This is a genomic window from Permianibacter aggregans (genome assembly GCF_009756665.1).
In the GTDB taxonomy this organism is placed as follows: domain Bacteria; phylum Pseudomonadota; class Gammaproteobacteria; order Enterobacterales; family Permianibacteraceae; genus Permianibacter; species Permianibacter aggregans.
In genome coordinates this window covers 2,818,262-2,835,635 of the sequence record NZ_CP037953.1, presented here as the reverse complement: position 1 = coordinate 2,835,635, position 17,374 = coordinate 2,818,262, and the positions used below count along the sequence as shown (strand labels likewise).

The window sequence follows — 17,374 nt, the reverse complement described above, 5'->3', positions numbered from 1 at the left end:
CTCCAGCTTAGACCGCGACCGGCGCTTTGATCGCCGCATGCGATTGATAATTCTGAATCTCAAAATCGTCAAACGCATACGAGAAAATATCCGGTGGTCGGCGCTTGATCGCCAGCGTCGGTGGTGGCAACGGTTCGCGCCGCAATTGCTCGTCGGCCTGCTCAAGATGATTGCTATACAGATGCACATCACCACCGGTCCAGACGAAATCGCCAACCTGCAGATCGCACTGTTCGGCAATCATATGGGTCAGCAAACTGTAGGACGCAATATTGAATGGTACGCCGAGAAAAATATCGGCTGAGCGCTGATACAACTGACAGGACAAGCGACCATCGGCGACATAGAACTGGAACAGCGCGTGACAGGGTTGCAGCGCCATTTTGTCCAAATCAGCAACGTTCCAGGCACTGACGATCAAACGGCGCGAATCCGGATTGGTTTTGATTTGTTGCATCAACTGGCTGATCTGATCGATATGCCGGCCATCCGGTGTCGGCCAGCTGCGCCACTGGTAGCCATAAACCGGACCAAGATTGCCTTGCTCGTCGGCCCATTCATCCCAGATGCTGACACCGTTGTCACGCAGGTATTGGATATTGGTATCGCCTTTCAGAAACCACAGCAATTCATGAATGATCGAACGCAGATGCAATTTCTTGGTGGTCACCAGCGGAAAACCGGCGCGCAAATCAAAGCGCATTTGGGCACCGAACAGCGACAGCGTGCCGGTGCCGGTGCGATCACTTTTCTGAGTGCCGTGCTCACGCACCTGCCGCAATAAATCCAGATAAGCTTTCATGCCTTGCTACCTCTTGCTGCATTGGCATTGTTTTCACTGTTTGCCGACTGGTGGTTTCGATAAGCCAACACCAGCAACACGATACCGAGTCCAATCAATGGCACTGACAGCCACTGGCCTCGGGAAAGTTCCAGTGCCTGCAACCCTAAGTGCGCGTCCGGCTCGCGGAAATATTCAGCGACAAAACGAAAAACGCCATAACCGAGTGCAAACGCTCCGCTGACCGCCATACGCGGCGGATTTTTCGCCGAGAACCACCACAGTATGACAAACAACAGCAAGCCTTCCAGCCCCGCCTGATAAAGCTGGGAAGGGTGCCGCAACAAGGCATCCGGATCGTTAGGAAAACGTACTGCCAGCGAAAAATCGGCGCCCGCTTCGCGGCCCCATAATTCACCATTGATGAAGTTGCCGATGCGCCCGAAGAACAGGCCCGGCGGCACCAATGGCGCAAAAAAATCGGCGACGTTGAAAAAGCCGCGCTCGGTTTTGCGGCCATACCACCAGAATGCCGCCAGCACACCAAGCAAACCGCCATGAAAGGACATGCCGCCTTCCCAGATCTTGATCAGGTACAACGGCTCGTCGAGCAAGCGCTCGAACTGATAGAAAAATACATAGCCCAAACGGCCACCGATGATCACACCGAGAAAGCCGTAGAACAGCATGTCGCTGACCTGTTCGGCATTCCAGCCACTATTTGGTTGTTTGGCCCGATAGGTGCCAAGACCCCAGGCCGCCAAAAAGCCGAACAGGTACATCAAACCGTACCATCGCAATGCCACAGGGCCTATCTGAAAAATGACCGGATCAATTGCCGGTAAATCCATTCTCGAATCCTTATGCCACCAACACGCGCCAAAACAAACGCGCACTGACGATCAGCAAAAACAATGCAAAAATTTTCTTCAGCCGTGCTGCCGGCCAGCGGTGCGCCAATTTCGCGCCGAACGGCGCCGTGAACCACGACGCCAGACTCAAACACAGCACAGCCGGCAGATAAACAAAACCAGCCAGGCCAGTGTTCAGGTGCTGGTCCGGGCCGGCGGCAATGTAGGCTATTGTGCCACCAATTGCGATCGGAAGTCCGACCGCTGAAGACGAGCCAATGGCCTGAGTAATCGGGAAACCGTAGTGCAATAACAGCGGTACCGTCAGCGAACCACCGCCGATACCCACCAGACCACTGGCGGTACCGATGCCTAGCCCCCAGGCCGGCCAGCAAAAATTCGCCGGCGCACTGACGACATGAACCGGGCGGGCAAACACGATACGCAGCGCGATAATCAGCGCAAACAGCGCAAAAATCAGGATTAACAAATCAGAACTGAGCCAAGCGGCAATGGCACCAGCCAATAGCGCGCCGGCAACAACGCCGGGTGCCAGCCAACGCACGACCGGCCATCGAATGGCGTTGCGCCGCTGATGAGCGCGTAATGAAGCAATGGAGGTGATGATGATGGCGGCCAGCGAGGTGCCGAGCGCCGTTTGCATCAGGTGGCCATCGGCAACACCGGCCATCGGCAACAGCCAGAGTAGCGCCGGCACCATGATCATGCCGCCGCCAACGCCGAGCAGCCCGGCCATGATGCCTGCAAGCGCCCCGACCAGCAGGTACACTGCCCAACCCAAAATGCTTATTTCCACGAAAATCCTGTGTGCCTGATTGTCTTTAGCTACCAGCCGGACAGCGAAACCCCGCTGGTGCTGCTGGCCCATCGCGATGAATTCACCGCCCGTCCGACCGCCCGCCTGCACTGGTGGGCCGACCAAGGCGACATTCTCGGTGGTCGCGACCTGATGGCGCAAGGTTCATGGCTGGCCGTGCACCGTAATGGCCGGTTGGCTGCGGTAACCAATGTCCGGCGTGGCGCCATCGTCACCGACAAGCGCAGTCGTGGTGAATGGATTGCGCGGCATTTGCTTGGCCATGGCTCCGCACAGATGACGGCTGAGCAAACCCGTAACGCCGACGAGTACGGTGGCTTCAACGCTCTGTTCGGGCACTGGCAAAACGGTCGGCTGCAGCTGGCCTATGGCAGTAATCGCTATCAGCCTCAGACCATAAGCCCCGGACTTTATGGCCTCAGCAATGGCCATTTCGATGAGCCCTGGCCAAAAGTGCGCCAAGCCAAAGCAGTGCTGGCTGCCTTACTGGCGCAGAACGCCCCGCATCCGGACTGGCTGGCCGCGCTAAAGCTGACCGGGACGGCGCCCGATGACGAGTTGCCGGATACCGGCATCGGCCTTGTCAAAGAGCGCTGGTTGTCACCGGTGCAGATCATCGGCGAACAATACGGCACCCGCGCTGCCAGCTATCTCGCCTACCGCGCCGATGGCCGGGTCGAAATGCTGGAGCAAACCCTGTTGCCGGAACAGAACGGCCGCATTGCGCACTACGCCTACGAATCGTTCAATATCCGAACATGAGACCACGCAGGCAAAATTCACTGTCCTTCGGTCTGGATCTGGCAGGTGCCGGTCCGTTATAGTTCGGAGCCCGGTCGGTCCAGGCCGGAACAGACGTTTGTGTAAACTGCTTTACGCTTTTGTATAACCCCAAACCATTGAGAAGCCACCATGCGCAAGAAGCACACGGGCATTGCGGAAGAAGCCGAAGTCGATATGACCCCGATGCTGGACATCGTGTTCATCATGCTGATTTTCTTCATCGTGACCACGACCTTCACCAAAGAAGCGGGTTTGGAGATTCAGCGTCCGTCCGGCAAAACCGCGACGACGACGAAAGTCAAAGCCAACGTGCTGATCACCATCACCAGCGACGACCAAATTGTCATCAATGATCGCATCGCCGATGTCCGTACCGTTCGCGCCAACGTCGAACGCGTGCTGGCCGAAGCCCCAGATGCGGCGGTGATTGTCCAGTCGCACGAAGGCGCCAACACCGATACCTTGGTGCAAGTCGTCAACGCCGCCAAAGAGGCTGGCATCGACAAGGTGTCGGTCGGTACCTATAACTGATTTGAACAGCGTGAAAGAGGCGACTTCAGGTCGCCTTTTTTATTGCCAGAGAATTGGAGTTCGCGATGACCTTACCCGCTCAGCCAGCACATCCACTATCCGCCACCATCGCTGAAGAACTGGCGGGCTGGTCGCAAGTCACCGTCGATATCAAATGGCAAACCAATTTGGTGTTTTCGATCGCCAACAAGATGTTCGCGGTGATCAGTCTCGATGAAACGCCGTTTGAGCATATTTCGTTCAAAGCCGGAAGTGAGCGCTTTCTGGAGCTGACCGATAACGACGGCATCATACCGGCGCCCTACATGGCCCGAAATCACTGGGTCACCGTCACCAACCCAAAAGCCTTGAGTAAAAAAGCGCTGCTGGAACTGCTGCGCAGCAGCCACGATCAGGTTGTGGCAAAATTGCCGAAGAAAATCCAACTGCAGTTGCGAGCATGAAACGTTTTATCTTCTTCTTGGTGCTGGGTTTGCTCGCCGTGTTCTGGTGGCAAAGCATGATGATCCGCGAAATCGCCCGCCAGGCCGCCAAACGCGAATGCCAGCGTTTTGGTTTGCAGCTGATCGACGACACCGTCGAACGAATCAAGCTTGGCCTGGGTCGTAACGATCGCGGCGCCATGTGCTTTACCCGTGTTTATCGTTTTGAATTCGTCACCAACGGCGACTTTCGTTACAAAGGCCATATCTCGATGCGCGGCAAACAGATTGAACGTATTGAGCTGGATCCTTACGCGATTAACTAACTGATTACTTAAGGGGGTACGTACAATCTGATACGGTACGATACAATTCTCACGTTTACGCCCCCCCCCCCCCCGTATAGAATTTCCAGCGTGTTCAACAACTATTGCAGAATCCAGAAGGGACTCTATGCGTGTTACAAAAAGAATATTAATCGGCCTTTTATTCATGGCGCCTTTTATTGCCAGCTCAAATGAGCAGATAATTGCTGCCTGTGAAACCTGCACCGCCGACCAAAAGGCTCATCTCGCACGAAGTGCCGGTATGCGCGCTCCCAATCCAGGCGAAACCATCACTACAGATGTCTATGTAGTGACCATGTCAGACAACTCTATTAACCGCTATTTTGTTACGTCAAAAGAAGAGTATAAGTGGGGAGAATGGGAATTAATTACCCGAGTAAGCGCGCAAACACCTGACTACTATGTTCAGAACGAGATTCAAAAAGGTTTGGAGAGGTATAAAGAACTCAGAGAAAAAGGGGTTAGTTGGGAGTCGTTAGATTGGGGAAACTCCGCGCCAATTCTCTCCGTTCATGAAGTGGTCAGAGATCCGAGTATTGCGATTAATTTCCAGCGGGCACTGGAACGAACTTTGAGTCGACGAATGCTTACCACGACCACCCACTTGACGGTTAAAACCATTCAAGGCTTGTTGGCGATACCAATGAATAGAATTCAGACCATTCAGTTTCCTGATGGCACCACTATTCAGATTGAATTGAAGGGGATTAAAGTTGATGTTGCCAACGATGAAGTTAAGGGTATAGAGATCGAGATTAAAATCAGCACTGCGATGGATGGCCGCATGGAAATTCCTACCGGCGCAGGAGCCGCAATAGCACTGAACTGGTTGCTGCTGGAAGGAGATCAACTGAACAGATTTCTAGCGACGGCGCGTGCTTTTGGTGTTCCAATTACCATCAGCGGCAGCGGCGAAAGTATGAGTTGCAGTTGGGATGGACAAACGCTGAAATGTCGTAAAAGCTCAAGCTAACCGCAAGAGATAGAGAAACGCAGGGATATCCCTGCGTTTTTCATTTTGCTTTTGTACTCCCATTGAGACAACTTCCGAAGATGAAGCTATGCGAATGTTAGAAAATTTTTTACTCGGTTTGCTCTTTTTCCTCCCGGTCGTTACGCATTCAGCGGAACCCTTTTCAGCAGAACCGTATATTGTTGCTTGCAAAGCATGCACGCCCGAGCAAAAAGCCAGGCTTGTGCAACGCGCGGGCGTGAGAGATCTTGAGCCAGACAGAACCGCTGCAGCAAATGTCTACCTATTGGACGAGTCCGACAACAGCGTCAGTCGCTATGCCGTTGCTAGCTCGGCAGAATATAAGCTGAATGAATGGAGATTCATTACCAGTGTCACCATGCAAACGCCCGAGCACCACGCCTTGCGTGAAATCCACAAGGGTTGGGATAGGTATAGGGATTTCAAAAAGAAAGGCATCAATTGGGAGTCCCTGGAATGGGGTGGCTATTCTCCGATTGCTTCTGCTCACGACGTAGCCCCGAGAGATTCGGGTCTTTTAGCCATTCTCCAAGGAGCCGTAGAAAGGGACTTGAATCAACGCTTGCTTGCCAACGCCAGCGATTTGGCGAGTAAATCGGTCATTGCTCTGCTGGCCTCGCCAAAAGGCCAGAGTTACGAAATCCGTTTTCCGGATGGAACGACCATTGTCGTTGAGTTAGCGAACGTCAAGCTCGATTACTTTACCGATGAACTCATGGGTTTGGAGGTTAATATCGGCCCGGCAATGGACGGTGAGATTGATATTCCAACAGACGCCACCTCAGCAACCAGACTGAATTGGCTTTTGCTAGAAGGGGAACAGTTGAAACGATTTATAGAGACCGCCCGAGCTTATGGGCTCCCGGTCAACATTAGCGGTAGCGGTGAACACATGAAGTGCAGCTGGGACGGACAAATGCTGAGCTGCATAAAAAGTTCAGGTTGAACAAGATGAAAAAAACGCGGGGCAAGCCCCGCGTTTTTTTTTCGACTCGTCATTACGCCGCTTTCTTGCCGGCATCGGTCATTTTGAAAATGCCGGTAGCGTTGCTGCTATCAAAGGTCAGATCCAAACGCTCGACGCCGTTGTCATCAACGAAGCGATCACGGGTGATAAATTCGTAGAACGAACCCGGCACGGTGTGCATGACGACGGCATTGCCTTCATCACGCATCGGGCGCTCAACCATGGCCGCCTTGTAAGCGGTCTGACGTACGCGGCCATTGGCCGACACTTCCACTTTATCCTTGATGCTGCGACCAGCAGCGCGCTGCTCATCGCTCAAGGCGAACACATCCTGCACCCGATCGGTGACATGGTTATAGGCACTGCCTTCGGTGCTGATCCAGGCCATTTCGGCCGACTCATTGAGCAGCAAATCGTAATCGGCGCGGCTGACCATATCGTGGTGCACACCAAAGCACTCGACCAGATTCGGCAGCAACAATTCCGCCGCTTCAAATGCCAACTCCTTGGTTTCGGCCAGTTCATTCAGCAACTGCTTGCTCAAGCTGGTCAGCGGATCTTTGGCGGTCGCCATCAGGTTGTTGGCGACGCGTTGGAAGTCTTCCGAGAACTCCGCGACAAACAATTCGCTGACAAAGAACTGCGAAATCGTTTCGGCGAAATCTTCATGGGCATAAGCGCGGCCAAGCATTTTCAGACGCGGCAGCGGGTATTCGCCAGCGACGACAAAACCCAGTGGTTTCAGAATGCGATCAAACGCCAGATGACCGGACGGCAACGCGCCGGCTTCGCTGACCACGGTGCGCAGCGCGCCGTGATCGAACACGATTTTGCGGCCAATGTTACGGGCATCGTTGACGTAGGCAGCGCCTTCCGGGACGCGATCGAGCAGATCCGAGAACAGCACCATGTTCATTGCCTGAGCGATTTCCGCGCGCGAAACCTGCTTGCTATCGTGCAGCAGTGCCGCGTCGACATCCATCGTTTCAAACAGCCAGTCTGCACGCTTGGCGCCCAGAACGCTGGCCACCAGTTTCAACACATTACTGCTCATGAACACCTCGAAACGCTTGTTCGTTTGCCGCCCGGACCGACGATGTCGGACCAGATTGATGCGGCGCATTATACCGATTGGATAGTTTTTGCCCAGAGGAAAAAAGCCCACCCCGGTTACGGAGCGGGCGTTCAGGCTTAGTTGTTGTACAAACCGCCCCAGCGGTTGGCCAGGAAGTCGTCCAGCTTGACCTGCTCCTGGGCAACAAAGCCCTTGCGCGGCAGCTTGCCTTCGCGCATCAGCTCCATGGCGGCGCAGATGCCACCGGCTGTGGTCAGCTGAATCGCGGTCATTTCGATACCGGCAACGGTTTTCGGGAAAATACGCGAAGCAAAGGTCTTTTGCTGATACTTGCCGTCTTTCCAGCCGGTAACACTGACGAACACAACAACCATGTCCTGGGCCGTGTAAGGAAGCGCATGCTCAAAGATGTCTTTCAGCGTGTCACGCTTGTCGATCATGCGCAGGTCGTTGATCAGCAGCTTCAGAATGCTGTTGTGGCCAGGGAAACGCATGGTTTTGTAGTCGAGGTTGCGGACCTTGCCCTGCAGGGTTTCGCACAGCGTGCCGAGACCACCGGAGGTATTGAAGGCTTCAAATTCATCGCCGTCGATCATCAAGGTTTCCAGACCTTCGAGTGGCTGCACTTTGACGTACTCGCCATTGATAATGGCATCGCAAGGCTCGCAATACTCGTTGATCAGACCGTCGGTGCTCCAGGTCAGGTTGTATTTCAGGGCGTTGGTCGGAAAGCGGGTCAGCGCGCCGACGCGCATTTTGACGTCCTGCAGCTTGTCGAACTGGCTGGCCAGATCAAACCCGGCAATACCGATAAAGCCCGGTGCCAGGCCGCACTGCGGCATCAGTGCCGTTTCGGCGGTTTTGCCAATTTCACGGATGGCATTGGTCGCCGCGACATCTTCAGTCAAGTCGAAGTAATGAACGTTATGAATGGCCGCTGCCTTGGCAACATTCTTGGCGGCAAAGAATGGCAGCGCGTTGATCACGACATCAGTGTCTTTCATCGCCTCGGCCAGGGACGATTCGCTGCTGGCATCGACAATACGGGTTTTGACATGTGGCAGGTCGAAATTGACCGCGCGCATATCGCCGACGGTTACGTCGTATTCACCGGTCGACGACAGCATCGCAGTGATCGCGACCCCGATTTTGCCACCACCCAGTACCAACACTTTTTTGAAATCATTCGCGGCCATATAGCCCTCCGATAAGCCATGGAGTTGAGGAAAAGCATAGTTTCAAGGCATGGCTCGTCAGATTGAAGCTGTGAAACCGTCGATATATCCGATATATTCGACATATTGACCATTTTTTTCGACGATTCGGCAATGCAGGAACTTGATGAGATTGACCGCCAGCTGCTTTCGCTGCTGAAAGCCAATGCCCGCAGCCCGACCACGACGCTGGCCAAGCAGCTAGGTCTTGCCCGAACCACCGTGCTGGCCCGTATCCAGCGGCTGGAAAAATCCGGGGTGATCGCCGGTTATGGTGTACGACTCGGCCAGGCCGAAAATGACCGGTCGTTGCGGGCGTACTGTGCGCTGTTCGTCGAACCCAAGGCCGGCCCGCAGGTGGTCAAACGCCTGGAGCGCTTTCCGGAAATCGAATCACTGGCCGCCGTTTCCGGCGTCTGGGATTACATGGCACTGCTCCGGGCCGAAAGCCCGGAGCGGCTGGATAAGGTATTGGATGAAATTGGCGCCATTGAAGGCGTCAAACAGACGACGACGGCGGTCTTGCTGGCTCGGAAAATCGACCGGCGCGGTTAATTTCCCGAGCAATTGCCACAGGGAAATGCGCCTTCAGCGCTTTACTAAAATCTCGCCTTCCAGGTCAGTGCACTTAATCGTAGATCATGAAAGTCGGTGTACTGATGGCTTAACTGCAGCCCAACAAGTTTGGAGAAACGCCACTCGATACCGATACCGGCATGCCAAGTGGATTCCTTTTGTTTTTCGGTGCTTGAGATGATCAAGGTTTGTTGTGCGTCGGCAAACTGTTCCGAATAAAGTCTTTCCTCAATCAGACTGGCGCCAGCAATCGCAAACCCATACCAACGGCCTCTCCCGAATGGCTGCTCAAAACGCGCACTGAGGTCGACTTGTTTAACGTTCATTTCGTATGACAAGTCTGGATCCAGACCGCAAATCAGAAAGCAATTCGGATCATTGGAAAACCGGATGTCGTGGGCATAACTAACTTGCAAACCCACTTGCGGTAATACCTGGTATCCGAATGTCATTACCGGCCGAGCGGCCCCATGTGAACGGATACTAACCGGCTCAAGATTTTCTTCGACCCGTTGTTGGTTGATGTGTTGGACATCGATTTCGGCATAATTTGCCAGGTAACTGAAACCAACATAGAACTGCTCGGCCTTGGCCACGCCGCCGAAACTCAAGGCAACAAAAAGCATTGCGTGAATACGCGCTTTACGACTTGAAATCATGATCGATTGAACTTCCTTTTTTCTTTATGGCTTTATCGGTAGCGATAAAGCGTGGAAAGGCTTTCCACAATAGGTTTTGTCAAAACAAAGACGGCGCCCCTGCCAAAGCAGGACCGCCGTCGTGAAGACCATAGAGAGTCTAATCAATCAGTCGATGAAACTCATCATGAACGGCAGAGAACTGGCCGGCGATACGGTCAGCGTCCGCACTGGCGCAGGCTTGTTTCAATCCGGCGACAGACTTTCTCAGCGCCTCGGAATTGCTGCTGACTATCGCCGTCGCCTTGGTTTCCAAATCCGGCACGGCATCGCAAATGCCCTTGATGCGCTCTGGACCAGCCGGAGCATGCCAGAGTGGTGCCAGCACGTCATGGAACACGTTGATATCGGCAGCAAACTCGTGCTTGTGGTCACCATCGGCCTGTACGGCGGCCGCCAGCAATAAACCAAAAGAAAACAAACCAACTTTGAACATGGTAGGCATCCCTGTTTGAAAATGACCTGGTACGTTAGCATGCTAATCGGCACCAGGTCGTGCCGATCAGCGCAACAAATCTGCCTGCAACTCCGCCGTGTAAGTCAACAAGCCAAAATGACCGTAGCCGTTGAACGTGTAGCTGCCATCCTGGATGTCGATCATGCTGGTGTGCACACCATAGACATAACAGGAACCATAGCAGACGATTTCATCGGCGTAGCTCTTGATCGAGTAGACCTTGCTGGCATAACGCTTGTTGCGCACCGACTGAATCAGTGGTGAGTTGATCGACAAGCCTTGCGAACCGCAGGTGCTGGTCCAGACGTTATAGGGATAGACGCCGCAGGAATTCAATCCACGCTGGGCACCAGCAATTCCGACAAATCGCCGCACGTTCGCGGCAATATTGAGGCTGTTGATGGCTTTCATCGCCAAGGTCATGCCCATCGAATGCCCCATGACGGCAATTTTGCCGGTGCAGGAACTGGCCAGCGCCTGGTTGATCGCGGTTTTCACCGGGTTCAGGTTAGTGCTGCCATGGTCGTTACAGGCCGGGCAGGTTTTCGAACCCCAGTTGGGCCTGTAAATCTGGTTGCTTTGATAGCCACGCGACTTCAACTCGCTGACCGTGTTGTCCCAATGAGACGGGTAACCGGCATTGCCATGGACCATCACAACATTATCGACACAGGCGGCATATAAAGCGCCGCTGACCAGCGCCAGGCCCAGCAAAATCAGATGGATTAGTTTGCGCATTGCTCCCTCCAGAAAAGCTTTTTATTGGAGTCGGCACGCTAGCATGGTCAAACTTTGCTCTAACCGGTCTAGGCCTATTGATGCAGGTTTTCTGCTGCAGTACGGAAAACGGTGGCATTGTTGCAGACAATAAAAAACCCGGCCGAAGCCGGGTTTTTCGTACAGCAGTAATACCGATACGAGGAATTAATCCTGCGGAACGATATTGGAAGCTTGCTTGCCTTTCTGACCTTGAGTGATGTCAAACGTCACTTTTTGGCCTTCGCGCAGCACTTTGAAGCCTTTGACTTGAATGGCAGAGAAGTGTGCAAACACATCATCGCCGCCGCCGTCTGGAGTAATAAAACCAAAACCTTTGGACTCATTAAACCATTTAACTGTACCAGTTGCCATGTATCTAACTCTTTAAACAATTTGAAACCAAACGGGCGACGGATATCGGGCCCGGTATTACGAGAGTCAACATGGTAGAACTGACGCATTACGGTACTGAGGTACAGCAGAAAAAGCGCTAGCGCGACGCACGATGAAACTATCTCGCTACCGCATTGTCACCAAATGTTCGGGGCGGGGCAACACCTGTTTGATGAAAACTTGGTATTTATTTCGCAAAACGCCACCAGCTCGGGTCATTTCGCCGATGTTTCCGGCATAAGATTGGACCAGTTCCGGTCCAGCAACTGGGAAGTCAGGCGGTAAGCCTGCCGAAATGCCTCCGGCCCTTGCTCCAGTCGGAACGGGCTGACACGGGTCAAACCAAGCAGACTGATGGTAGTGCCATTAGGCCTCTGCGGTGGAACCAAGGCCGGGTCGGAAGCGCGCCGCCATGGCGATTTGCTGGCGATATGATGGATCAACACCCGTTCGTTTTCCGCGACACCGGCCAGTGCCGGCCGGTCCTTGATACCACCATCGGCCAGGCGCACGCCTTGGCGCTTTAGCGGCTGAAACAATAACGGTAGCGCGCAACTGGCGTAGACGGCATCGACCAAATCGCCGTATTCCAGCACTTCGGTGGTCTGGTCATTGAGGTTGTAGACCGACAGCGCCAACGGCAGCTTGGTTTCTTCCAGACGCTGACAAGGAAAGGTTTCACGCATCCGACGCCGGAATAGCTCGCCTTTCAATAAACCAAGTCCAAGACCCGGATCCCAGAAGTCCTCTCGGCGCAGCGAAAACAGCAGTTGTTCGATTTCGCTGACGGTCATACCGGCCGCGTAACTGCCGGCGATCAAAGCTCCAGAGCTGGCTCCGGTTAAACGAGCCGGCTTCAACTCGCGCTCAAGCAGCGCTTTCAAGACACCGAAATGGGCAAAGAAGCCGAAAAAGCCGGAGCCGAGCGTCAGCGTGAATGGTTCGGCGCGTAACCAGCCGGCCAGACTGGAACTAGAGGACATCGTTTAGCGATTAGCTTGGGCAAGGGTTGCCGGTCAATGCTGTATAGCGAGCCGCCAACACCTCGCGCGACTCTTCCTTGCCGACCGGAATACATTCGACCGGGCAGACTTGCACGCATTGAGGCTCGTCATAATGACCGACGCATTCGGTGCATTTGTCCGGGTCGATTTCGTAGATTTCCGGGCCTTGATAAATGGCGTTATTCGGGCATTCCGGTTCGCAGACATCACAGTTGATGCATTCGTCAGTAATCATCAGTGACATGGGGCAACTCCGGTTCAAACCACTTTTTTGCTGGCCTGGCGTTCGGCCGCTTTGGCTTTCAATGCAGCGGCGACCGCCGGATGCACGAACGCCGAAACATCGCCGCCGAGCAAGGCAATTTCCCGAACCAGCGTCGAGGAAATAAACGACAGGTGCTCACTTGGTGTCAGGAACAGACTTTCGATTTCCGGCGCCAGCCGGCGGTTCATATTGGCCAGCTGAAATTCGTATTCAAAATCCGACACGGCGCGCAAGCCGCGCAGCAAGGCACTGGCTTTGCACTGGCGGGCAAAATCCGCCAGCAAACCTTCGAACCCGACCACCTCAACGTGCTCGATATCACCCATGACCTGCTTGGTCATCGCCACCCGCTCTTCCAGCGAAAATAGCGTTTTCTTGCTGGTGTGTGCCGCGACCGCGACGATCACTTTCGGAAACAGACGCGAGGCGCGCTCGACCAAATCGGCGTGGCCATTGGTCAGCGGATCAAAGGTGCCGGGGTAAACAACGATTTTGCTCATGCCTTGCGCAACAGTGGAATAAGGTCTAGAAAGACACATGGTACCTGATCAGAAGAGGCGCGTGCTGCATTACACCATGAGAAAACTCCATGTGAAGCGTGCGGAGCGGCTGCCGGCCGCCTTTAAAGTGGAAATGAGCTGGCAGGAAATTGTTGCCCAGTTATTGACCCGTGATATCTCCGACACTGGCATTTTTCTGGCCGCCGAGCGCGGCAGTTACCCACCGGTCGGCACCGTCGTCAAAGTGAGGCTGCAAGGGAATTTGGGATGTGGTGAAGAGCCACCCACGCTGTCAATGCGCATCGTGCGCGAAGCCGACGACGGCATTGGCCTGATGTTCGTTGATGAACGCGACGAGTAGTCGGGTTAAAGCCTAGCGATCAGCGCACTGCTGAGTTTGGCAATCAGCGCGTAAATCGTCAGCTGCGGATTGACGCCAAGGCTGGTCGGAAACAGCGAACCATCGTGCACGCTGACATTGTCCAGGTAGCGCAAACGGCCAGCGCTGTCACAAACCGTTTTCGTGCGATCTTCACCAAACGCGCAACCGCCCATGACGTGGGCACTGAACAGCTGCATGCGCAAAGCCTGCATCGGCAACCGTTGAATCATCGCTTTTGCTTCGGCAACGTTTTTCGCCGGTAGCGCGTCCAGATGCAAGGGCAGAACTTCGTTGGCGCCCGCAGCGAACTGCAACTCGGTCATGCTCAATAGTGAGCGACGAATGCCATCCCACAAATAGCTGTTCAGTGGATAGTCAAGCACGGCATCACCGTAGCGATCCAGCGCCACCGTTCCGCCCGTTGATTCCGGATGAAAACCGTCACGCATCAGCGCCAAGGTTGCGTTGATGTATTTCAGCTCGCGCATGAACGCCGCATGTGGCTGACCATGACGAAGCAGAATCGTCGAGGCGATCAGTGGGTGAATCGGCGGCACTTCGAGCTTGTAGCCAAGCCGGCCGGCAACGCCATCGGCAAAGGTGAATTGATCGGAATAAATGCTCTGTGGTGCGCCGGCATCAGCGCGCACTTCTTGCGGCATCTTCGCCACCGAAATCGCTACCGGGTGCAAAAACGTGCGCTGACCAATGCGATGAAACGGATCCGGCACCTGTGAGCGCAACAAAAGTGCCGGTGTATTGATCGCCCCGCCAGCCAGAATGAAATGTTTTGCCGTCAAATGAATTCGGGTATCCGGCTTTACCTGGCCATGCTGATTGATCGCCCGAGCTTCAGCGGCCAACACGGTTTTACCGTCATGAATCAAGCGCGTGACACGTACCCGGTTCAGCAAGCTTGCGCCATTGGCCAGCGCTGTCGGAATCGTCGTCGTCAACATGCTCTGCTTGGCATTCATCGGACAACCCATGCCGCAATAACCCAAGTTAGCGCAGCCTTTAACGTTACGAGCGATGACACCGTACGACCAACCAAGTGCCGCAGCACCATCGCGCAGCACGCGATTGTTTTCGTTTGGGTCCACCGGCCATGGCGATATTGCCAAACGCTGTTCGACTTGTTCGAACCAGGGTTTCAGCGTGTCGCTGTCACAGTGTTCGCTGGCGAAATGTTGTTGCCAGTAATCCAGCGTTGCTGCTGGTGTACGGAAGCTCGATGTCCAGTTAACGGTGGTTGAACCGCCAACACTTCGGCCCTGCAATATATTGATCGCTTTATCTTTGGTTTTGCGCGCCGCCGCTTCCTGATACAGATCGGCATAGGCCTCGTCTTCGCGCATCCGAAAATCTTTTGCAGTGCGCAGCGGCCCTTCTTCGACGATCAATACGTTGATTCCAGCATTGCTCAGTATTTCTGCGCTGATGCCGCCGCCAGCGCCACTGCCGATGATGATGACATCGGCAGAAAAGTTCTGCTCGCCTTGCAGCTGCTCACCGTTGTGCACTGGCCAACCGGAATCAAATTGATCGGCGTTGTAATCGAGCGAGAGATTCATACCGACTCCGGATAAACCCGTACGGTCGGCGGTCCGGCGTAATCGAGCAAATGCCAGTGCTGCGGGTCGCCGTAAAACGAGGCAATGACGAGATTGTGCAGGCCGTGGTAGGCGCTGGTGATCAACGCCAAGAAATGTTGGCGCCAGCTTTCCAGTATCTGCTCACGTGCGGCACTGTCGCGCTGTTCGACCGCCAGGGCGTCACCGGTCAACAAGAAACGCCCGGCCTGATGATCGAGCAAATCGAACAACTCGCGCAGCTCGTCACGGGCGCGCGGATAGAGCAGCAGACAGGCCGCATCCAGACGTTCGATGACCGTTTGCAATTGTGTTGTTTGCTGAGCTTCGTCTTCACTGAGCGCCCCAGCGAGTAGCACTTGCGCCAACGCTATCAAAAGGCTTTTGTCGTGCTCGCGTAGAAATTCACTGATTGGCATCGGCATTTCTCGCGTGCGTGGTCGCAGAGTGACCAAGGCAACCCCGCCGGCAGCAGCGGCGCTGGCAATGCCTGCGATCAATAATTGACGACGCGAGAGTTTCATCAGCGTTAACGAATCAGCAGCTTGACCAGCCAACGGGTCAGGCCATTGTACGGCGGATACATCATCGGCACACCGCTCAGCGAAGACTGTTTGAACACGGATTTCAGATGCGAGAAGGTATTGAAACCGGCCTCACCATGATATTGGCCAATACCGCTGGGACCGATGCCACCAAACGGCAATGCCGACACACCGCAATGCACCAGACAATCATTGATCGTGACGCCACCGGCATGGGTTTCCTGCAACACCTGCCACTGTTCCTGTTCATGATCGGAAAATAGATACAGCGCCAGCGGCCTTGGCCGATCATTGATGTACTGAATAGCATCGATCATCGCCCGATAACTGAGCACCGGTAGAATCGGCGCGAACAATTCTTCTTGCATCAAGCGCATTTGATCATGGCTGTTGAACACGATGCGGGGCACGACGAAACGTTCGCTGTCTTCGGCATCGATCAGCTTGATCACTTCAGCGCCTTTTTTCTCCGCATCGGCAAGAATATCCATGATGCGCTGGCGCTGGCGTTCATCGATGATCTGGCAATAATCCTTTCCGGGCCAGTCTGGATAGCGACTGGCGGCGACTTTTTTCGCTTCAGTCAAAAACGCTTTTTCCTGTCCAAACGGAATCAACACATAATCCGGTGCGATGCAGGTTTGCCCGGCATTGGTCAGCTTGGTCGAAATCAACCGATTGGCGGCGGTTTTCAGCGAAAAATGCTCACTTACAATCGCCGGGGATTTGCCACCGAGCTCCAGTGTGACGGGGGTTAAATGCTCGGCCGCCGCTTTCATGACTTTTTTGCCGACGGCGGTCGAGCCGGTGAACAGCAGATGGTTGAATGGCAAACGACTGAAGGCTTCGGCTACGTCAACACCACCTTCAATGATGGCGACTTCGTCGGAAGAAAAATATTCAGCGAACAAACGTGACATCAACGCGCCGTAGGCCGGCGTAAACTCACTGGGTTTGATCATGCAGACATTGCCGGCAGCCAGCGCATTGCAGAGCGGACCGAACAACAGAAAGATGGGGTAGTTCCACGGCACGATAATGCCGACGACACCAAGCGGCTGCGGCAGAATTTTTGCCCGGCCCGGTTTCAATGACAGCGGCACCGACACTTTGCGCACTTTCATCCAGCGCCGCAGTTGACTGCGAGTATGACGAATCTCTTCGATGCTGGGGTAGAGATCGACGATCGAGGTTTCGGTTGTTGAGCGCTGACCAAAATCCTCGTCAATCGCCTCGGCAATTTCTTTTTGATGTTTTTTCAGCAACTGCAGCAAACGATTCAAGCGATCGCGGCGATGATCAAGGGAGGGATACGGTTCCTGGCGAAACGCCTGTTGCATCCGGTTGAAGCGTTCGCGAAGTATTGAGTCGGTCACGTTACAGCACTGTCTCAGGATGAG

General features: G+C 54.3%; 23 protein-coding genes. 8 read left to right on the top strand and 15 right to left on the bottom strand.

Annotation, left to right across the window (positions count from 1 at the left end):
• Nucleotides 1-7 precede the first annotated feature (7 nt).
• The 3 genes from thyA to E2H98_RS12665 are packed head-to-tail and all read right to left on the bottom strand — an operon-like array spanning nt 8 to nt 2,449.
• Complete coding sequence (gene thyA, locus E2H98_RS12675) at nt 8-802, bottom strand: thymidylate synthase (RefSeq protein ID WP_133588942.1); 795 nt, start codon at nt 800-802, stop codon at nt 8-10.
• Nucleotides 799-1,632 (bottom strand): prolipoprotein diacylglyceryl transferase, encoded by an 834-nt coding sequence (lgt, locus tag E2H98_RS12670; protein WP_133588944.1) that lies wholly within the window; start codon nt 1,630-1,632, stop codon nt 799-801. Before lgt ends, thyA begins: the two co-directional genes overlap by 4 nt.
• Before the next feature lie 10 nt (nt 1,633-1,642).
• The gene (locus E2H98_RS12665; RefSeq protein ID WP_198325117.1) at nt 1,643-2,449 is read right to left on the bottom strand and encodes a sulfite exporter TauE/SafE family protein; all 807 of its coding nucleotides are present in this window, start codon (nt 2,447-2,449) and stop codon (nt 1,643-1,645) included.
• Between the two features lie 9 nt (nt 2,450-2,458).
• Here E2H98_RS12665 and E2H98_RS12660 point away from each other — a divergent pair, with 9 nt between their 5' ends.
• From E2H98_RS12660 to E2H98_RS12635, 6 genes are all read left to right on the top strand, one after another.
• Nucleotides 2,459-3,232: an NRDE family protein gene (locus E2H98_RS12660; protein WP_133588946.1), complete on the top strand. Its 774-nt coding sequence runs from the start codon at nt 2,459-2,461 to the stop codon at nt 3,230-3,232.
• 150 nt (nt 3,233-3,382) lie between these two features.
• Nucleotides 3,383-3,784: an ExbD/TolR family protein gene (locus E2H98_RS12655; RefSeq protein WP_133588948.1), complete on the top strand. Its 402-nt coding sequence runs from the start codon at nt 3,383-3,385 to the stop codon at nt 3,782-3,784.
• A 65-nt stretch (nt 3,785-3,849) separates the two neighbouring features.
• A complete protein-coding gene (locus E2H98_RS12650; RefSeq protein WP_133588950.1) occupies nt 3,850-4,227 on the top strand; it encodes an MmcQ/YjbR family DNA-binding protein in 378 nt (125 codons plus the stop codon).
• Nucleotides 4,224-4,532 (top strand): DUF3301 domain-containing protein, encoded by a 309-nt coding sequence (locus E2H98_RS12645; RefSeq protein WP_133588952.1) that lies wholly within the window; start codon nt 4,224-4,226, stop codon nt 4,530-4,532. The genes E2H98_RS12650 and E2H98_RS12645 overlap by 4 nt, the downstream gene beginning before the upstream one ends.
• A 127-nt stretch (nt 4,533-4,659) precedes the next feature.
• Nucleotides 4,660-5,526 carry a hypothetical protein gene (locus E2H98_RS12640; protein WP_133588954.1) on the top strand — a complete coding sequence of 289 codons (867 nt, stop codon included), beginning with the start codon at nt 4,660-4,662 and terminating at the stop codon, nt 5,524-5,526.
• Nucleotides 5,527-5,620: 94 nt separating this feature from the next.
• A complete protein-coding gene (locus E2H98_RS12635) occupies nt 5,621-6,493 on the top strand; it encodes a hypothetical protein (RefSeq protein WP_133588956.1) in 873 nt (290 codons plus the stop codon).
• Between the two features lie 52 nt (nt 6,494-6,545).
• Here the strand turns inward: E2H98_RS12635 and E2H98_RS12630 are convergent, their stop codons facing one another.
• Together E2H98_RS12630 and E2H98_RS12625 are read right to left on the bottom strand one after the other, a co-directional pair.
• Complete coding sequence (locus E2H98_RS12630) at nt 6,546-7,568, bottom strand: 2-oxoadipate dioxygenase/decarboxylase family protein (RefSeq protein ID WP_133588958.1); 1,023 nt, start codon at nt 7,566-7,568, stop codon at nt 6,546-6,548.
• Between the two features lie 137 nt (nt 7,569-7,705).
• On the bottom strand, nt 7,706-8,785 hold the full coding sequence (locus tag E2H98_RS12625) for a saccharopine dehydrogenase family protein (RefSeq protein WP_133588960.1): 1,080 nt from the start codon (nt 8,783-8,785) through the stop codon (nt 7,706-7,708).
• A gap of 132 nt (nt 8,786-8,917) precedes the next feature.
• Here E2H98_RS12625 and E2H98_RS12620 point away from each other — a divergent pair, with 132 nt between their 5' ends.
• On the top strand, nt 8,918-9,358 hold the full coding sequence (locus E2H98_RS12620) for an Lrp/AsnC family transcriptional regulator (protein WP_133588962.1): 441 nt from the start codon (nt 8,918-8,920) through the stop codon (nt 9,356-9,358).
• Nucleotides 9,359-9,402: 44 nt separating this feature from the next.
• Here E2H98_RS12620 and E2H98_RS12615 read toward each other — a convergent pair whose 3' ends face one another.
• The 7 genes from E2H98_RS12615 to coaD all read right to left on the bottom strand — a co-directional run bounded on the left by E2H98_RS12615 (nt 9,403) and on the right by coaD (nt 13,455).
• On the bottom strand, nt 9,403-10,038 hold the full coding sequence (locus E2H98_RS12615; RefSeq protein WP_133588964.1) for an outer membrane beta-barrel protein: 636 nt from the start codon (nt 10,036-10,038) through the stop codon (nt 9,403-9,405).
• Between the two features lie 139 nt (nt 10,039-10,177).
• The gene (locus tag E2H98_RS12610; protein WP_133588966.1) at nt 10,178-10,513 is read right to left on the bottom strand and encodes a hypothetical protein; all 336 of its coding nucleotides are present in this window, start codon (nt 10,511-10,513) and stop codon (nt 10,178-10,180) included.
• A 66-nt stretch (nt 10,514-10,579) separates the two neighbouring features.
• Complete coding sequence (locus E2H98_RS12605) at nt 10,580-11,272, bottom strand: alpha/beta hydrolase family protein (protein ID WP_133588968.1); 693 nt, start codon at nt 11,270-11,272, stop codon at nt 10,580-10,582.
• A 186-nt stretch (nt 11,273-11,458) separates the two neighbouring features.
• The gene (locus tag E2H98_RS12600) at nt 11,459-11,665 is read right to left on the bottom strand and encodes a cold-shock protein (RefSeq protein WP_133588970.1); all 207 of its coding nucleotides are present in this window, start codon (nt 11,663-11,665) and stop codon (nt 11,459-11,461) included.
• A 236-nt stretch (nt 11,666-11,901) separates the two neighbouring features.
• On the bottom strand, nt 11,902-12,669 hold the full coding sequence (locus E2H98_RS12595) for a patatin-like phospholipase family protein (protein ID WP_133588972.1): 768 nt from the start codon (nt 12,667-12,669) through the stop codon (nt 11,902-11,904).
• 10 nt (nt 12,670-12,679) lie between these two features.
• A complete protein-coding gene (locus E2H98_RS12590) occupies nt 12,680-12,934 on the bottom strand; it encodes a YfhL family 4Fe-4S dicluster ferredoxin (RefSeq protein WP_133588974.1) in 255 nt (84 codons plus the stop codon).
• A gap of 14 nt (nt 12,935-12,948) precedes the next feature.
• Nucleotides 12,949-13,455, bottom strand: coding sequence for a pantetheine-phosphate adenylyltransferase (gene coaD / locus E2H98_RS12585; RefSeq protein ID WP_133588976.1), 507 nt, complete (start codon nt 13,453-13,455; stop codon nt 12,949-12,951).
• A gap of 76 nt (nt 13,456-13,531) precedes the next feature.
• On the opposite strand from coaD, the gene E2H98_RS12580 reads away from it, so the two are divergent.
• Nucleotides 13,532-13,816, top strand: a complete 285-nt coding sequence (locus E2H98_RS12580) for a PilZ domain-containing protein (RefSeq protein WP_157591377.1) — start codon at nt 13,532-13,534, stop codon at nt 13,814-13,816.
• Between the two features lie 5 nt (nt 13,817-13,821).
• On the opposite strand, the gene E2H98_RS12575 is transcribed toward E2H98_RS12580, so the two are convergent.
• From E2H98_RS12575 to E2H98_RS12565, 3 genes are read right to left on the bottom strand one after another with little or no spacing between them, the layout of a single operon-like run.
• A complete protein-coding gene (locus tag E2H98_RS12575; protein WP_133588980.1) occupies nt 13,822-15,411 on the bottom strand; it encodes a GMC family oxidoreductase in 1,590 nt (529 codons plus the stop codon).
• Nucleotides 15,408-15,986, bottom strand: coding sequence for a hypothetical protein (locus tag E2H98_RS12570; RefSeq protein WP_133588982.1), 579 nt, complete (start codon nt 15,984-15,986; stop codon nt 15,408-15,410). The genes E2H98_RS12575 and E2H98_RS12570 overlap by 4 nt, the downstream gene beginning before the upstream one ends.
• Nucleotides 15,959-17,350 carry a coniferyl aldehyde dehydrogenase gene (locus tag E2H98_RS12565; protein ID WP_133588984.1) on the bottom strand — a complete coding sequence of 464 codons (1,392 nt, stop codon included), beginning with the start codon at nt 17,348-17,350 and terminating at the stop codon, nt 15,959-15,961. The genes E2H98_RS12570 and E2H98_RS12565 overlap by 28 nt, the downstream gene beginning before the upstream one ends.
• Nucleotides 17,351-17,374: the final 24 nt, after the last annotated feature.

Bases quoted from the DNA above. Each gene is read 5' to 3' on its own strand.
- thyA (WP_133588942.1), bottom strand. From the start codon at position 802: ATGAAAGCTTATCTGGATTTATTGCGGCAGGTGCGTGAGCACGGCACT.
- lgt (WP_133588944.1), bottom strand. From the start codon at position 1,632: ATGGATTTACCGGCAATTGATCCGGTCATTTTTCAGATAGGCCCTGTG.
- E2H98_RS12655 (WP_133588948.1), top strand. From the start codon at position 3,383: ATGCGCAAGAAGCACACGGGCATTGCGGAAGAAGCCGAAGTCGATATG.
- E2H98_RS12650 (WP_133588950.1), top strand. From the start codon at position 3,850: ATGACCTTACCCGCTCAGCCAGCACATCCACTATCCGCCACCATCGCT.
- E2H98_RS12645 (WP_133588952.1), top strand. From the start codon at position 4,224: ATGAAACGTTTTATCTTCTTCTTGGTGCTGGGTTTGCTCGCCGTGTTC.
- E2H98_RS12640 (WP_133588954.1), top strand. From the start codon at position 4,660: ATGCGTGTTACAAAAAGAATATTAATCGGCCTTTTATTCATGGCGCCT.
- E2H98_RS12635 (WP_133588956.1), top strand. From the start codon at position 5,621: ATGTTAGAAAATTTTTTACTCGGTTTGCTCTTTTTCCTCCCGGTCGTT.
- E2H98_RS12630 (WP_133588958.1), bottom strand. From the start codon at position 7,568: ATGAGCAGTAATGTGTTGAAACTGGTGGCCAGCGTTCTGGGCGCCAAG.
- E2H98_RS12625 (WP_133588960.1), bottom strand. From the start codon at position 8,785: ATGGCCGCGAATGATTTCAAAAAAGTGTTGGTACTGGGTGGTGGCAAA.
- E2H98_RS12620 (WP_133588962.1), top strand. From the start codon at position 8,918: ATGCAGGAACTTGATGAGATTGACCGCCAGCTGCTTTCGCTGCTGAAA.
- E2H98_RS12615 (WP_133588964.1), bottom strand. From the start codon at position 10,038: ATGATTTCAAGTCGTAAAGCGCGTATTCACGCAATGCTTTTTGTTGCC.
- E2H98_RS12610 (WP_133588966.1), bottom strand. From the start codon at position 10,513: ATGTTCAAAGTTGGTTTGTTTTCTTTTGGTTTATTGCTGGCGGCCGCC.
- E2H98_RS12605 (WP_133588968.1), bottom strand. From the start codon at position 11,272: ATGCGCAAACTAATCCATCTGATTTTGCTGGGCCTGGCGCTGGTCAGC.
- E2H98_RS12600 (WP_133588970.1), bottom strand. From the start codon at position 11,665: ATGGCAACTGGTACAGTTAAATGGTTTAATGAGTCCAAAGGTTTTGGT.
- E2H98_RS12595 (WP_133588972.1), bottom strand. From the start codon at position 12,669: ATGTCCTCTAGTTCCAGTCTGGCCGGCTGGTTACGCGCCGAACCATTC.
- E2H98_RS12590 (WP_133588974.1), bottom strand. From the start codon at position 12,934: ATGTCACTGATGATTACTGACGAATGCATCAACTGTGATGTCTGCGAA.
- coaD (WP_133588976.1), bottom strand. From the start codon at position 13,455: ATGAGCAAAATCGTTGTTTACCCCGGCACCTTTGATCCGCTGACCAAT.
- E2H98_RS12580 (WP_157591377.1), top strand. From the start codon at position 13,532: ATGAGAAAACTCCATGTGAAGCGTGCGGAGCGGCTGCCGGCCGCCTTT.
- E2H98_RS12575 (WP_133588980.1), bottom strand. From the start codon at position 15,411: ATGAATCTCTCGCTCGATTACAACGCCGATCAATTTGATTCCGGTTGG.